The sequence below is a fragment of the Streptomyces sp. CA-179760 genome (assembly GCF_050937045.1).
Taxonomy (GTDB): domain Bacteria; phylum Actinomycetota; class Actinomycetes; order Streptomycetales; family Streptomycetaceae; genus Streptomyces.
On record NZ_JBNJLZ010000001.1, the window covers coordinates 2128213 to 2141836 of the forward strand.

The 13624-nt window shown below is 72.7% G+C and carries 9 protein-coding genes and 2 pseudogenes; 6 read left to right on the forward strand and 5 right to left on the reverse strand.

All coding sequences use genetic code 11. From position 1 onward, the window contains the following. Nucleotides 1-89: 89 nt before the first annotated feature. Nucleotides 90-1700: an MFS transporter gene (locus ACQEV8_RS09475; RefSeq protein WP_432958969.1), complete on the reverse strand. Its 1611-nt coding sequence runs from the start codon at nucleotides 1698-1700 to the stop codon at nucleotides 90-92. A gap of 276 nt (nucleotides 1701-1976) precedes the next feature. Between ACQEV8_RS09475 and ACQEV8_RS09480 the strand changes: the two are divergent. Both ACQEV8_RS09480 and ACQEV8_RS09485 read left to right on the forward strand, forming a co-directional pair. Next, nucleotides 1977-3187 (forward strand): annotated as a pseudogene (locus tag ACQEV8_RS09480) (glycosyltransferase family 39 protein). Nucleotides 3188-3414: 227 nt separating this feature from the next. After that, complete coding sequence (locus ACQEV8_RS09485) at nucleotides 3415-4398, forward strand: phosphatase PAP2 family protein (RefSeq protein ID WP_432958970.1); 984 nt, start codon at nucleotides 3415-3417, stop codon at nucleotides 4396-4398. A gap of 52 nt (nucleotides 4399-4450) precedes the next feature. On the opposite strand, the gene ACQEV8_RS09490 is transcribed toward ACQEV8_RS09485, so the two are convergent. Further along, on the reverse strand, nucleotides 4451-4666 hold the full coding sequence (locus ACQEV8_RS09490; RefSeq protein ID WP_432958972.1) for an I78 family peptidase inhibitor: 216 nt from the start codon (nucleotides 4664-4666) through the stop codon (nucleotides 4451-4453). A 393-nt stretch (nucleotides 4667-5059) separates the two neighbouring features. Between ACQEV8_RS09490 and ctaD the strand changes: the two are divergent. Continuing rightward, nucleotides 5060-6631 (forward strand): annotated as a pseudogene (gene ctaD / locus ACQEV8_RS09495) (aa3-type cytochrome oxidase subunit I); the annotation flags it as partial. Here the strand turns inward: ctaD and ACQEV8_RS09500 are convergent. The 3 genes from ACQEV8_RS09500 to ACQEV8_RS09510 are packed head-to-tail and all read right to left on the reverse strand — an operon-like array spanning nucleotide 6630 to nucleotide 9533. Further along, complete coding sequence (locus ACQEV8_RS09500; RefSeq protein ID WP_432958974.1) at nucleotides 6630-7670, reverse strand: helix-turn-helix transcriptional regulator; 1041 nt, start codon at nucleotides 7668-7670, stop codon at nucleotides 6630-6632. The pseudogene ctaD and the gene ACQEV8_RS09500 overlap by 2 nt on opposite strands. Nucleotides 7671-7708: 38 nt before the next feature. After that, the gene (locus ACQEV8_RS09505) at nucleotides 7709-8995 is read right to left on the reverse strand and encodes an ABC transporter substrate-binding protein (RefSeq protein WP_432958976.1); all 1287 of its coding nucleotides are present in this window, start codon (nucleotides 8993-8995) and stop codon (nucleotides 7709-7711) included. Beyond that, a complete protein-coding gene (locus tag ACQEV8_RS09510; RefSeq protein ID WP_432958978.1) occupies nucleotides 8970-9533 on the reverse strand; it encodes a hypothetical protein in 564 nt (187 codons plus the stop codon). Before ACQEV8_RS09510 ends, ACQEV8_RS09505 begins: the two co-directional genes overlap by 26 nt. A gap of 139 nt (nucleotides 9534-9672) precedes the next feature. Between ACQEV8_RS09510 and ACQEV8_RS09515 the strand changes: the two genes are divergently transcribed. Genes ACQEV8_RS09515 through ACQEV8_RS09525 form a run of 3 tightly spaced genes read left to right on the forward strand, consistent with a single transcriptional unit; the run spans nucleotide 9673 to nucleotide 13621 of the window. Continuing rightward, the gene (locus ACQEV8_RS09515) at nucleotides 9673-10149 is read left to right on the forward strand and encodes a hypothetical protein (RefSeq protein WP_432958980.1); all 477 of its coding nucleotides are present in this window, start codon (nucleotides 9673-9675) and stop codon (nucleotides 10147-10149) included. Beyond that, nucleotides 10149-12983 (forward strand): ABC transporter permease subunit, encoded by a 2835-nt coding sequence (locus ACQEV8_RS09520; protein WP_432958982.1) that lies wholly within the window; start codon nucleotides 10149-10151, stop codon nucleotides 12981-12983. The genes ACQEV8_RS09515 and ACQEV8_RS09520 overlap by 1 nt, the downstream gene beginning before the upstream one ends. Then, entirely contained in the window at nucleotides 12980-13621 is a 642-nt protein-coding gene (locus tag ACQEV8_RS09525; RefSeq protein ID WP_432958983.1) for an ATP-binding cassette domain-containing protein, read from the forward strand. Before ACQEV8_RS09520 ends, ACQEV8_RS09525 begins: the two co-directional genes overlap by 4 nt. Nucleotides 13622-13624 lie beyond the last annotated feature (3 nt).

The window sequence follows — 13624 nt, forward strand, 5'->3', positions numbered from 1 at the left end:
CCCCCCCAAGGCGCCGACGGCGCCCCGCCCCCACGGGCGACCTCGACCCCCTCAAACAGTTACGGGCGGTGCGTGGGTGGGCGAGGCGGCTACACCGAGACGCGCGACTCCGCGGCGTCCCTCGGTGCGGGTACCTCCACCGCACCCGCCGCCTCCTCCTCGCACTGCATGGTCCGCGGCAACCGCAACGCCATCGCCGCCCCGAGCAGCAACAGCCCCGCACTCACCAGCAACGTCACATGCAGCCCGTGCACGAACGCGTCCCGGGCGGCATGCCGCAGCGCGGCCCCGGCCGACCCGCCCAGCCGCGCGGCAACCTCGTAGGCCTCCCCCAGCGAATGCCCCGCCGAGGAGGACGCCGACTCCGGCACCCCCGACACACCCGACAGTCCGGGCGCGTACGCCGCGTTCATCACACTGCCGAGCAGCGCGATCCCGATCCCGGCCCCGAGCTGGTACGACGTCTCCCCTATCGCCGCCGCTCCTCCGGCCTGGTCCTGCGGCGCCTCGCTCAGCATCGACTCGTACGCCCCGAACAGCGTCGTCTCCAGCCCGAAACCCAGCAGCACGAACGCGGCCAGCATCAGCGCACACTGGTCCGTGCGCCCCAGTGCCGTCAGCAGCAGCACCGCGAACGCCGTGACACAGAACCCGATGCTCACCATCCGCCGCGGCCCGAACCGCCGCAGCATCCGCGCACCGGCCAGCCCGGCCGCCATCGCGGCGAACGTCAGCGGCAGCAGCCGCAGCCCCGTCTCCAGCGGCGACAGCCCGAGCACCAGCTGCAGGTACTGCGCCGCGATCAGCTCGAGACCGACCAGCGCGAGCATCGCCAGCACGATGCAGCCGACGGACGTGCTGAACGCCAGCCGCGCGAACATCTTGAGGTCGACCAGCGGATACGCCCGCCGCCGCTGCCGCCGTACGAAGCCCACCAGCAGCGCCGCACCCAGGACCAGCGGCAGCACGGTGAACATGCTCCACACCGGCTCCCCGCCGCCCAGCCTCTTGACGCCCAGCACCATGCCGAACAGCCCGGCCGCCGCCATCAGGGCGCCGACGACGTCCCAGGGGCCGTTGCCGTCGCCCTTCGACTCGGGCAGCAGCAGCCGCCCCACCGGAAGACTCACCAGCATCAACGGAATGTTGACGAGGAAGACCGAACCCCACCAGAAGTGCTCCAGCAGGAAGCCTCCGAGCAGCGGCCCGACCGCCGCGCCCACCGCGGCCACGGCGCTCCAGATGCCGATCGCGAGCGCCCGCTCGCGCCGGTCCGGGAAGACCTGGCGCAGGATCGACAAGGTCGCCGGCATGATCATCGCGCCGCCCACGCCGAGCAGCGCCCGCGCCGCGATCAGGACCTGGGCGTTGTCCGCCAGGGCAGCCATGCCGGAGGCCACGCCGAACAGCGCGTACCCGAGGAGCAGGACCCTTCGGCGTCCGACGCGGTCGCCCAGCGTGCCGAAGAGGATCAGCAGCGAGGCGCAGACGAGCGGGTAGACATCGACGATCCAGAGCAGCTCGATCCCGCCGGGCCTCAGGTCCTCGGTGACGGCGGGGACCGCCACGTGCAGCACGGTGGCGTCGACGGCGACCAGCAGCAGGCTGACGCAGAGGACGACGAGAACCACCCAGCGGTTGGCACCGGCCCCGGCCGCCCGACGGCGCAGCGCAGCGGCAGCCGTGGTCGTCCCGGACATGTACGTACCTCCCAGATGTTCCCTCGCGATCGGCGGGCTCACGGGGTGGGGACGCCCCCGCGACTCGGCCGGAGAGGAGCGGTGGTGGTCTCCGGCCCGCGCAAACGAAAAGCGAGTGACACGTCAGCGTACGCGAGTCCCCGCCGGAGCCTAGTGGCGGACCTCTCACAGTTCCGGCGGAACGATGTGGCGTACGCCACTCATCCGCCGCTCCCCTCTGCGTCGACCACGCCCCGGCCGGCCGCCCGGTTCCGCCCCGGGTCGATAATCGGGCGCGTGACCGATCTCGAGACGCGCGTGGCCCCGTCCCGCGCCGGGGCGCTGCGCCGGGCGGCCCCGGCGCTGCTGGGGTACGCGGCCGTGCGTGCCCTGGGCCTCGTCGCGCTGGCCGTGTGGAGCGCGGCCCGCGACAAGAACGCGTACACGCTGCTGACCGCCCGCTGGGACTCTCTCTGGTACACCAGGGTCGCCGAGCTCGGCTACGGCTACGAGGTGCGCCTGGCGAACGGGGACGTGCACTCCGATCTCGCGTTCTTCCCGCTGCTGCCCTGGCTGGAGCGGCTGGTGACGGCGGTGTCCCCGCTGTCCTGCGCGGACGGGGGTTTCCTCGTCAGTCTGTTCGCCTCTCTCGCCGCGGCCTGGGGGATCTTCGCGGTGGCCGACCATGTGTACGGCCGCCGGGCCGGGGTGTGCGCTGTACTGCTGTGGGCCGTCCTTCCGGTCGGGATCGTGCAGTCGATGGCCTACAGCGAGTCCCTGTTCACGGCGCTCGCCGCATGGGCGCTGTACGCGGTCCTGACCGGCCGCTGGCCGGTGGCGGGCACGCTGGCCCTGCTGGCGGGGCTGACCCGCCCGGTGGGGATGGCGGTGGCGGCGGCGGTGTGGGTGGCGGCCATTGCCTCTTTCGTGCGGGACCGACGCGCGAGCGAGCCGGACAGCGCACGGAACACCCCGGGCGCCCCCGTCTCTTCCCCTGCCTCCGCCTCCGCCGACGCCTCTCGTGTCCTCGGCATGCTGATGGCCCCCTCGGCACCGCCGGCTACGTGCTGTGGGTCGGCCACCACACCGGCAAGGGGCCGCTCGGCTATCTCGACGTGCAGGCGGGGTGGCGCAACGGCTTCGACGGCGGTTACGCCTTCGCCCGGTTCGTCGGCGAGAAGTTCACGTCGTTCCCCTCGGCCCTGGCCGGCGTCGGGCTGATCGTCGGGGTCGCGTCAGTCGTCTGGCTGTACGTGATCGGGGTACGTCAGCGCCAGCCGCTCCCGCTGCTGGTCTACACCGGGGTCGTCACGGCGCTCGCGCTGTGCGCGTCGAGCTACTTCGGCTCGAAACCGCGCCTTCTGGTGCCCGCCTTCCCGCTGCTGCTGCCCCTCGCACTGGCCCTGGCCCGGCTACGTACGCGCAGGTCAGCGGCGGTGCTCGGGTCCGTGGCGGTAGCCTCCGCGGTGTACGGGGCGTTCTGGCTGAACGGCTCCGGTCCGCCCTGACCCGCTGTGAGCGCCGGGGGAATTCCGCACCATGCCGCGGTGAACGAATTCAAAAGCGCAATAAAACCCCCATCCGGAATGATCAAAGGAATTGAAGGTCGCAGCGGCAGACGATTACGGATTCGGTGGAAATAAACCTCCTCCTGAGAGGAATCCCACATCACATCGTCATCACAAAGCCCTTGATTCGCCCGGGATCAGAGCTCACTCGCTGTAACGTCGATTGGGTGCGTACCGAACCGAAGCTCACCCGTCTGGACCGGGTGTTCGCCCGGCTGGATCGTGAGCCGGAACGACCCGCCCACATCGATGTGCCGAAGATGAGCAGGCACCGCATCGTGCTCGTCGCCGCCACCGCGGCGTTCTACGGCGCGATCGTGTGGGCCGTGGTGATCACATCCTGGCTGGTCCGGCTCGACTGGCAGGTCATGTTCTTCCGGCCGTACCAGCAGTGGTCGGAGATCCACTGGTTCGTCGACTACTACGTGGTGCTCGGCCAGCGCGGCCCGACCGCGGTGATGGTGGCGGCCTGGCTGGGCTGGCGCTCGTGGCGGCAGCACACCCTGCGTCCGCTGCTCGCCCTCGGCGTCTCCCTGCTGCTGCTGAACATCACGGTCGGCGCCGCCAAGTACGGCATGGGCCGCCTGGGACCGCACTACGCGACCGTGATCGGCTCCAACGAGATGTGGCGCGGCGGCGATATATTTCCGAGCGGTCACACCGCCAACGCCGTGGTGACCTGGGGAATCCTGGCCTACCTGGCTTCCACCGCGAGAGCGCAGCGCTGGCTGTCCGCCGTGTCCGCCGTGACCTCGCTCGGCGTCGGGCTGGCCACCGTCTACCTCGGTACGCACTGGCTGAGCGATGTCCTCCTCGGCTGGGTCGCCGGCCTGCTGATCATGCTCGCCCTGCCGTGGTTCGAGCCACTGATCGCCCGTGCCGAGGTCAGGATCTTCGAGCTGCGCGACCGCTTGCGGTCCCGCTGGAGCAGTACGGCTTCCGTCCCGGTCAGCGCGCCGCCCGTGGTGGTCACGCCGCTGCCCGCCGACCGGGAGGACGCCGCAGCCCGTGCCCCCCGGGCCCCGGCATACCTGGCCCCGGGGCCGCACACGGCCCGCTCTGAGCGCACCCCGGTCACTCCGGCCGGCAGCCGCCGCCCGCCGCACCCGGAGCGGCACCCGCGCGGCTCGGCCTCCTCGGCCCACCCCTGACAGACACACGAAGGCCCCGGTTCCGGAGCGGAACCGGGGCCTTCGCCCTGTCTCAGCCCTTCCAGGCGCGCGCTACGCGGCCGCCCTTCACCTCGAAGTTCAGCCGTCCCACGCGGTACTCCATCGTGATGATCGCCCCCGGCGGCAACGAGCGCACCGTCTGCCAGCCGCGCTCTCGCGCGAGGTCTTCGGCCCGGTCGGCCGCCAGGCCGACATACGTGTCCGGGCTGTCGTCGGGTTCCGCGGAAGGTGTCGGAATCGGTGCCATGCCGCCACGCTACCCCGGTGGCTGTCCGGCCCCGGTCACACTTCTGTCACAAGATCACGACAGCTGTTTCCGGCGATGTCCGTCACCCGGACGAGCGGTTCCGTAGGCCTTCCGCAGGCATTCGATCGTAATTCCCGCGTGTCACATGAGCTCCTGGAAAAGCCCGGCGGAAAGTTCCGGGAGAAGTACCCCCGGAGCCTCGTTCCATTCCGGCACCGCCACCGGTCCGGCCGAGCCGGCACCGCACGGGAAATGCGTGGATCGGGCACGGAGAGGCCGATACGCCCCTGTCGGAGCGCGCGGTGACCCGAGCATCATGGCGTGGGCTCGCGGGCACCTGCGGCGCGGGCTTCGGCGGGCCCGGTGCGCGATGAGCGAAGGGGCGAGCGAGCGATGGGGACGCAGACCGTACAGGCGACGGCGCGGACCGTGCCGAGGACGCGGCACGGGCGGGTGGTGGTCGACTGGCTGACGACGACGGACCACAAGAAGATCGGCCACCTCTACCTGGCCACGTCGTTCCTCTTCTTCCTGGTCGCCGGTGTGATGGCACTGCTGATGCGCGCCGAACTGGCCCGCCCGGGGCTCCAGATCATCGACAACACCCAGTTCAACCAGGCGTTCACGCTGCACGGCACGATCATGCTGCTGCTGTTCGCGACGCCGACCTTCGCGGGCTTCGCCAACGAGCTGATGCCGCTCCAGATCGGCGCGCCCGACGTCGCCTTCCCCCGGCTGAACATGCTCTCGTACTGGCTGTTCCTCTTCGGCGGGCTGATCGTGCTCGGCTCGCTGCTGGTGCCGTCCGGTCCTGCGGACTTCGGCTGGACCGCCTACGCCCCGCTCAACAGCGCGGAGCGCACGCCGGGCCTCGGGGCCGATCTGTGGATCATGGGGCTGGCGCTGGCGGGCTTCGGCACGATCCTCGGCGCGGTCAACTTCATCACCACGATCATCGGGATGCGCGCCCCCGGTATGACGATGTTCCGGATGCCGATCTTCGTCTGGAACACGCTGTTCACGTCGATCATGATCCTTATGGCGTTCCCGGTGCTGGCGGCGGCGCTGCTGGTGCTGGAGGCGGACCGGCGGTTCGGCTCGCAGGTCTTCGACGCGGCCAACGGCGGAGCGATCCTGTGGCAGCACCTGTTCTGGTTCTTCGGGCATCCCGAGGTGTACATCATCGCGCTGCCGTTCTTCGGGATCATCACGGAGATCATCCCGGTCTTCAGCCGCAAACCGATGTTCGGCTATCTGACCCTGGTGGGCGCGACGATGGCGATCACCGGTCTGTCCATGATCGTGTGGGCGCACCACATGTTCGCCACCGGCGCGGTGCTGCTGCCCTTCTTCTCCCTCATGAGCTTCCTGATCGCCGTGCCGACGGGAGTGAAGTTCTTCAACTGGACCGGCACCATGCTCAAGGGCTCGCTGTCCTTCGAGACCCCGATGCTGTGGGCGACGGGCTTCCTGGTCACGTTCCTGTTCGGCGGGCTGACCGGGGTGATCCTGGCGTCGCCGCCGATGGACTTCCAGGTGACGGACTCGTACTTCGTGGTCGCGCACTTCCACTACGTCGTCTTCGGCACCGTCGTCTTCGCGATCTTCGGCGGCCTCTTCTTCTGGTGGCCGAAGTTCACCGGGAAGATGCTCGACGAACGGCTCGGCAAGATCCAGTTCTGGGTGCTCTTCGTCGGCTTCCACACCACGTTCCTGGTGCAGCACTGGCTGGGTGCCGAGGGCATGCCCCGCAGGTACGCGGACTACCTCGCCGCCGACGGGTTCACCGCGCTCAACACCGTCTCGACGATCGGCGCGTTCCTGCTCGGCATGTCGACGCTGCCGTTCCTCTACAACGTGTGGAAGACCGCCAAGTACGGCGAGAAGGTCGAGGTCGACGATCCCTGGGGCTACGGCCGTTCGCTGGAGTGGGCGACGTCCTGCCCGCCGCCCCGGCACAACTTCACGACGCTGCCCCGGATCCGTTCCGAGTCGCCGGCGTTCGACCTGCACCATCCGGAGTACGCGGCGGTGACTGCGCAGCCCGAGCCAAAGCGCCATCAAGCCGGTCGCGAGTCCTCCTGACCGCCTCGATCAGCTCCACCGGCTCCAGCACCTCGAACTCGAAGCCCAGCATCACCACGTGGATCACCATCACGTCGAGGCTGCCGGCGCCGCAGCGCAGCAGGCAGGTGCCGGGGCCCTCGGCCTCCAGCACCCCGGCGGAGGGTGAGATGTGGGCGGCGGCCTCCTCCAGGGGTGCCAGGAGCCGCACCACGGCGTGGGTGGCGTACACGCGCGTGGAGACGCCCTGGGAGACGTAGGCGGCCAGGTCCTCGGCGGGCGGCTCGCGCGGCACGAAGCGCGGTCCGTGCGGCGGCCGGGGCGTGACGCGGTCCGCGCGGAACGTGCGCCAGTCCTCCCGTTCCAGGTCCCAGGCGACCAGGTACCAGCGGCGCTCGGTGCACACCAGGCGGTGCGGTTCGACACTGCGGCGGCTGAGGGTGCCGTCGTGGCCGCGGTACTCGAAGCGCAGCCGCTCGGCGTCCCGGCAGAGGTGGGCGAGCTCGGTGAGCACGGCAGGGTCGACCGAGGAGGGCAGCGTGCCGCGCAGCATCGGCACGGTGAAGGCGTTGAGGGCGCCCACCCGGCGGCGCAGCCGGTTCGGCAGTACCTGTTCCAGCTTGGCGAGGGCCCGTACCGAGGTCTCGCCGATGCCCTCGATGCCCTGCCCGGCGGCCGTGCGCAGCCCGACCGCCACGGCCACGGCCTCGTCGTCGTCCAGCAGCAGCGGCGGGAGTTCGGCGCCGGCGCCCAGCTGGTAGCCGCCGCCCGTGCCGGGGCTGGCGTTGACCGGGTAGCCGAGCCCGCGCAGCCGGTCGACGTCGCGGCGCAGGGTGCGGGCGCTGACGCCGAGCCGCTCGGACAGGTCGGCGCCGGACCACTCGCGGTGGGCCTGGAGCAGGGACAGCAGACGCAGCAGGCGGGCCGAGGTCTCCAACATGGGGCGAGTCTGTCAGCCCTTGCGGACAGCCGCTGTCCTCAAGGCGCATACGCCAGTTGCGGTACGTCGAAGCAGGTGCGGTTCATGTCGCCCTGGCCGACCCAGCCCTCGCCGTCCTGCCAGCGGGCCACCGACAGGCAGGTCTCGCGGGTCTTCGGGGGCTCGGCGAGCCGCTGGAACTCGACGGGCAGGAGCAGTCCGCCCGCCGTGTAGCCCTGGCTGCGGTTCATGTAGCCGTCGACGCACGCGCGCGTGATGCCCGTCTTCGCGCAGGACTTCGCCGCATCCGTGAACCAGCGTGCGGCGGCCCACCCCTCCAGCTGCCACTGGGAGTGCGTCTTCAGGCCTTTCGTCGCCTCGCGGAACTCCCGTACGGCCGGGTGGCCGGTGTCGTCGAAGTCGCGGCTGGAGCCGGTCGCCCAGAGAGCGTTGCGGCAGCGAGGGGCGTCCTCGTAGTCGTCGGGGACGGTGGAGGTCCAGTTCTGCACGTTGGTCACCTTGGCGGTGACCTGGGCACCGACCTCGTCCATGGCCTGGCAGAGCCGGGCGTTGCCGTGCGAGTCGATGGCGTCGAAGACCAGGTCGGCGCCCTGTTCCTTCAGGTCGGCCGCGACGGCGCGGAAGTTGGGCAGGGCGAAGTCGACCTGCTCGGTGACGACCTGGTAGCCCTCGGCGCGCAGGCCCCGCTCGACGAGCCGGGCGTAGGCGGCGGACGCGGACTGGTTGTAGGAGACGACGGCGGCGGTGCGGGCGCCGTGCTCGCGTTTGAAGTAGCGGTAGACCTCGGTGCCGCCGTACAGCTTGCCGTCCCAGCCTGTGGTGCCGTCGCGGGGCGCGAGGCTGCCGTAGATGCCGTAGAGGTACGGGTAGGTGTCGTAGGCGCCGCCGATGGGCTGGCCTCCGATGTCGGGCACGCGGGCGCGGGAGACGCGGGAGGCGCCCGCGTAGTCCAGTGCGGTGGTGGCGACCAGGGCGACGACGTCGTCCTCCTCGACCAGTTCGTGCACGCACTCGTTGTTGCCGACGCCGCTGCCGCCGTCGTCGCACAGGCGCACCTCCACGCGGCGGCCGTCGATGCCTCCGCGCGCGTTGAGCCGGTCGAACCAGGCCTTGGCGCCGTCGCGCGGGCCGGTGAAGGCGCTGCCACCGACCGGGCTGGTGGCGCTGGTGATGACGCCGACCCGCAGGGGCGCGGAGTCGCGGGGCGCCGGGGTGCGGTCGTCGCGCTCGAAGTCGCTCTCCGGGAGCCGGCTGCCGCAGGCCGCGCTCAGGGCGAGCAGCAGCACCGCGGCGAGGATCTCAGCAGCCCGGGACCGGCGACCCATTGCCGCTCATCTGCACCAGCGAGCACAGCGTCTTGACGGACACCTTCCAGGTGCCGTCCTGCTCGACGGCTGTCCCGGAGGCGTCCGGCAGGGCGGTGGCCCCCTTCAGAGTGAGCGTGTACGTCACGTCCGCCCCGGTCGCCGAGGTGAACTCGACCTTGGTGACCCGTGCCTCGACCTGCCCGCCGCGTTCGTCACCGCCGAAGGCCTGCAGCACCGGGCCCATCCGGTCGCCGTTCTCCAGGACGGCCTGCTTGTCCTCGGTCGAGGTCTGCGGGTCGAAGAACGTCTCCCAGTTCTGCTTGATCTCCTTCTCGGCTGCGGCCCGGTCCGCCGGCGCGCTCGCCGGGGCGCTCGTGGTCCGCTCCGCGGTCGGTGTGGGCGGCGTGCTCTCGCTTCCGCCGCCGCTGTCGTCACTGCACGCCGCGAGGGCCGGGGCGAGGGCCAGGACCAGGGCGGCCGCGATCGCCGTGCCCCGTCCCGCGGCTCGCGGGCCCTCTGTCGCCTTACCCCGCCTGAGGTCGCTGCCGAGAACCATCTGGCTCACCACCGGGTGTCGGTCCGGGCCATGTGCGCCCGGTGCTTTCAGGGTCAGCTTCCACAGGGCATAGTGCAAGCGATCGCCGGACTTGAACAGGCACCAGGCACACAGCCCAACCGACGTGTGGGAGCCAGCGATGCGGACCAGCCGACTGCGGACCGTGCGTACCGTCCTGTGGACCGGCTGGGCCGCGCTGGCCGCGGGCGCGGTGCTGTGCGTCGTCGGCTGGTACGGCGTCTCCGGCGAGCGCTTCGCGGAACGGCAGCTGCCCTACCTCGCCTCCTGCACGGTCCCCGGCGCCGCGCTGATCGTCTCCGGGGCGGTGCTGCTGGCCCAGGGCCGGGGGTCGATCGCCGCCGCGCGCGTCGAGGAGCTGTACGACCTGCTGGTGGCCGCCGAGCCCACCGACGCGGACGAGACCGGGCAGGCCTCCGTCGCGCCGCTCGCGGTCAGCGGCGAGCAGCTGATGGTGCCGGGCGGCACGCTGTGGCACCGCGCGGACTGCCCGCTGGTCGCGGGCAAGGCAGAGGCGGTCCCGGTGGACTCCAAGCTGGTGGCGAGCGGTGAACTGGGCCCCTGCCCGATCTGTGAGCCGGCCGAAGAAACCGACTGATGTCCTCACTGACGTACGACCTCACCCTGGCCGGCCTCTCGGTCGGCAGCGCGGCGGCGCTGACCGGGATCGGCCTGATCGTGACGTACCGCGCGACCGGCGTGCTCAACTTCGCGCACGGCGCGATCGCGATGGTGTGCGCGTATGTCCTGCGGCAGTGCGTGGTCGAGTGGGGCTGGCCGCTGTGGCTCGGGGCCACGGTGACCCTGCTGGTGCTGGCGCCGGGGCTGGGTGTCGTACTGGAACGGTTCGTCTTCCGGCCCTTGGCGGTCCTCGGCGGCGACCCGGCGCAGACGCTGGTGGCGTCCATCGGGGTGTTCGTGCTGCTGGTGGGCGGGGCCGCGCTGCTGTGGGGGCAGGGGGCACGGGAGGACGCGCCGGAGCTGGTGCCGGACGAGCCGTGGGGCCAGCTGGCGGTGGTGCTGCTGCTGGCCGCCGGGGTCGCGGTGGTGGTCCGCCGGACGCGGTTCGGGCGGGAGCTGCGGGCCGTGGTGGACGACCGGCAGCTCGCCGTGCTGGGCGGCATCGACGCGGACCGGGTCGCGGCGGCGGGCTGGGCGTTCGGCTCGTTCACGGCGGGTCTGACGGGCGTTCTGCTGGCGCCGTACGTGCGTCTCGACCCGTACGGGCTGCCGCTGCTCGTGATGGAGGTCGTGGCGGTCGCGGTGGCCGCGCGGATGCGGAGCCTGCCGGTCGCGGTGGTGGTGGCGCTGGGCATCGGGGTGGCACAGAGCCAGCTGACGCGGCTGCATCCGCCGGGCTGGGTCGAGCCGCTGCTCCAGGCCGTAGGCACGAACCTGTTCGTCGTCGCGCTGCTGATCGCTGCGCTGGCCCTGCCGGTGGCCGACACGCGTGACGCGTTGCCGCGCACGGCCACCGCGCGCGTGCGGACCCCGCCGGGTGCCTGGGTCGTGGCACTCGTCCTGTTCCTGCTGCCGCTGGGCCTCGCCGGCCGGGACCTGCACACCTCGGTCCAGGTGCCGGCGCTGGCCGTGATCCTGCTGTCCCTGGTGGTGGTCACCGGCCGGGGCGGCCAGATCTCGCTGGGCCAGGCGGCGTACGCGGGTCTGGGTGCCCTGTTCACCGCGCTGCTGGCGGCGGGCCGTTTCCCGGGGCTGCCCCGGCTGCCGGAGCTGGCGGCCCTCGCGGTGGCGGTCGTGCTGGTGGCGCCGCTCGGCCTGCTCACCGGCTGGCCGGCGATCGGCCGCCGGGGCCTGGCGCTGGCGCTGGCGACGTTCGCGGTCGGCGTGGGGGTGAGCCGCTTCGTCTTCGCCCAGCCGTACGCCACGTCGGGCCTGTCCCTGGGCCGCCCGGCGGGCTTCGACGGTGACCGTGCCTACTACGTCCTGGAGCTGCTCCTGCTGGCGGTCGCGCTGCTGGTGACGCACGTCCTGCGCCGGGGGCGGACCGGCCGGGCCCTGGCGGCCATGCGGGACCACGAGCGGGGCGCGCAGGCGGCGGGCGTCCGGGTGCCGTCCCTCAAGCTGCTGGCCTTCGTCGCCGGCGCGGCGCTGGCCGCGCTGGGCGGCGGCATGCTCGGCATGGGCCTGCGCGCCTTCGACGCCGCCGCGTACGACCCGGTGCGCGGCCTGCTGTGGTTCGCGGCGGTCGTGGTGCTGGGCGCCGACAGCACCCTCGGCGCCCTGGCCGCCGCGGCCCTCCTGGTCGGCCTGGACGCGGGCACCCGGGGCGGGGTCGCCGCGGCCCTGATCGGCGTCCTGGCGATCCTCGTGGGCCGCTTCCCCGGCGGCCCGTACGAGGCCCTGCACATGGCGGCGGAACGCCTGCGGTTGCGCCGGGCATCGGCCCTGACCCCGCTCGGTTCCCGGGCCCGCGCGCTGCTGCGCCCGGCGGAGCCACGGGCGGCCCGGAGCGCGCCGACACCGACGGGGGCCACGCGCGTGGGGCGGAGGGCGGAGACCTCAGGAGCGGATGGGCGGCGCGGGTACCGGAACGGCGAGAGCGGTGAGGAACGCGGCCCGTCGGGCCCGGCTCCCCACCGCGCGCCGAGCGGCGTCAGCCGCCCGCCGGCCGCCCGGCCCGAGGCGGCGGGCGAACCCTCCTCGAGCCGACGGCGGCGCCCGGCGGGGCCGGCCCGGGCCACCCCACCGCCCACGGACCCGACCACCACCGCCCCCGCCGCCCTCCTCACCGCCGGCCACCTCCACGTCCGCTACGGCGGCTTCACCGCCCTCGACGGAGTCGACCTGGACCTCTCCCCCGGCCGGATCACCGCCGTCGTCGGCCCCAACGGGGCCGGGAAGAGCACCCTGTTCCACTGTCTGGCCGGGACGCTGCGCCCGGCGCGCGGAACCGTGCGGCTCGGCGGGCGGAACATCACCGCGCTCCCCGCTCATGCCCGGACCCGGCTCGGTGTCGCACGGACGTTCCAGCAACTGGCCGTCTTCCCGTCTCTGACCGTGGCCGAGAACGTCCGGGTGGGCGCCGAGCAGGGCCGGGTGACCGACCCCGGCGCGGTGGAGCGGACACTCAGGCTGCTCGGGCTGGACGGGCCGGTGCGGGCCCTGCCCGCCGCCGGGCTGCCCACCGGGACACTGCGCCGCGTCGAACTGGCCCGGGTCCTCGCGGGTGGCCCCCGGGTGCTGCTGCTCGACGAGCCCGCCGCCGGCCTCGACAGCGCCGAAGTGACCGCTCTGGCCCGGGTCCTGAAGGCCCTGGCCGCCGACGGCACGGCCCTGCTCGTCGTCGAGCACGACCTGGACCTGGTCGCGGGCCTCGCCCATGTCGTACACGTGATGGCCGCGGGCCGGATCGTCGCCTCCGGTCCGCCCGAGCGCGTCCTGGACGCCCTGGGAACGGCGGCCGGCCGATGACGACGATCTCCCTGCGCCACGCGCGCGTGCGCTACGGCCCGCTGGAAGCCCTGCACGGCGTCACCCTCGCCGCCCCCGGCCCCGGTCTCACCGTCCTGCTGGGCCGCAACGGCTCCGGCCGCACCACCGCCCTGCGCGCGCTGGCCGGCACCGTGCCTCTGTCGGGCGGGGCCGTGGTGTGGGACGGCGCCGACGTGACCCGCGTACCGGCCCATGGGCGGGCCCGGCGCGGGCTGTGCCTGGTGCCGGAGCGGCAGGCCGTGTTCGGCTCGCTCAGCGTGCGCGAGAACCTGGGGCTCGCCGCCCCGGACCCCGCCCCGGCCCTCGACGCCTATCCGCAGCTGCGCCCCCTGCTGGAGCGGCGCGCCGGCACCCTCTCCGGCGGGGAGCAGCGCATGCTTGCGCTGTCCCGGGCCCTGCTGGCACGCGCGCGCGTGGTGCTCGTCGACGAGCCCGCCCAGGGCATGTCGCCCCCGGTCGCGACCCGGACGTACCAGCTGCTGAGCGCGCTCGACGCGTGCGTGGTGATCGCCGAGCAGCGGCTCCCGCCCGCCCTGCGGGACCGGCCCGCCCTCGTCTACGAACTGCGCCGCGGATCGGTCGTGTTCGCCGGGGAGGCGGGCGAGCTCAGGCGATGACCC

Excerpts from the sequence above, each read along its gene's own strand:
- ACQEV8_RS09475 (WP_432958969.1), bottom strand. The coding sequence starts at position 1,700 with ATGTCCGGGACGACCACGGCTGCCGCTGCGCTGCGCCGTCGGGCGGCC.
- ACQEV8_RS09490 (WP_432958972.1), bottom strand. The coding sequence starts at position 4,666 with ATGGCACCGATTCCGACACCTTCCGCGGAACCCGACGACAGCCCGGAC.
- ACQEV8_RS09500 (WP_432958974.1), bottom strand. The coding sequence starts at position 7,670 with ATGTTGGAGACCTCGGCCCGCCTGCTGCGTCTGCTGTCCCTGCTCCAG.
- ACQEV8_RS09505 (WP_432958976.1), bottom strand. The coding sequence starts at position 8,995 with ATGGGTCGCCGGTCCCGGGCTGCTGAGATCCTCGCCGCGGTGCTGCTG.
- ACQEV8_RS09510 (WP_432958978.1), bottom strand. The coding sequence starts at position 9,533 with ATGGTTCTCGGCAGCGACCTCAGGCGGGGTAAGGCGACAGAGGGCCCG.
- ACQEV8_RS09515 (WP_432958980.1), top strand. The coding sequence starts at position 9,673 with ATGCGGACCAGCCGACTGCGGACCGTGCGTACCGTCCTGTGGACCGGC.
- ACQEV8_RS09520 (WP_432958982.1), top strand. The coding sequence starts at position 10,149 with ATGTCCTCACTGACGTACGACCTCACCCTGGCCGGCCTCTCGGTCGGC.
- ACQEV8_RS09525 (WP_432958983.1), top strand. The coding sequence starts at position 12,980 with ATGACGACGATCTCCCTGCGCCACGCGCGCGTGCGCTACGGCCCGCTG.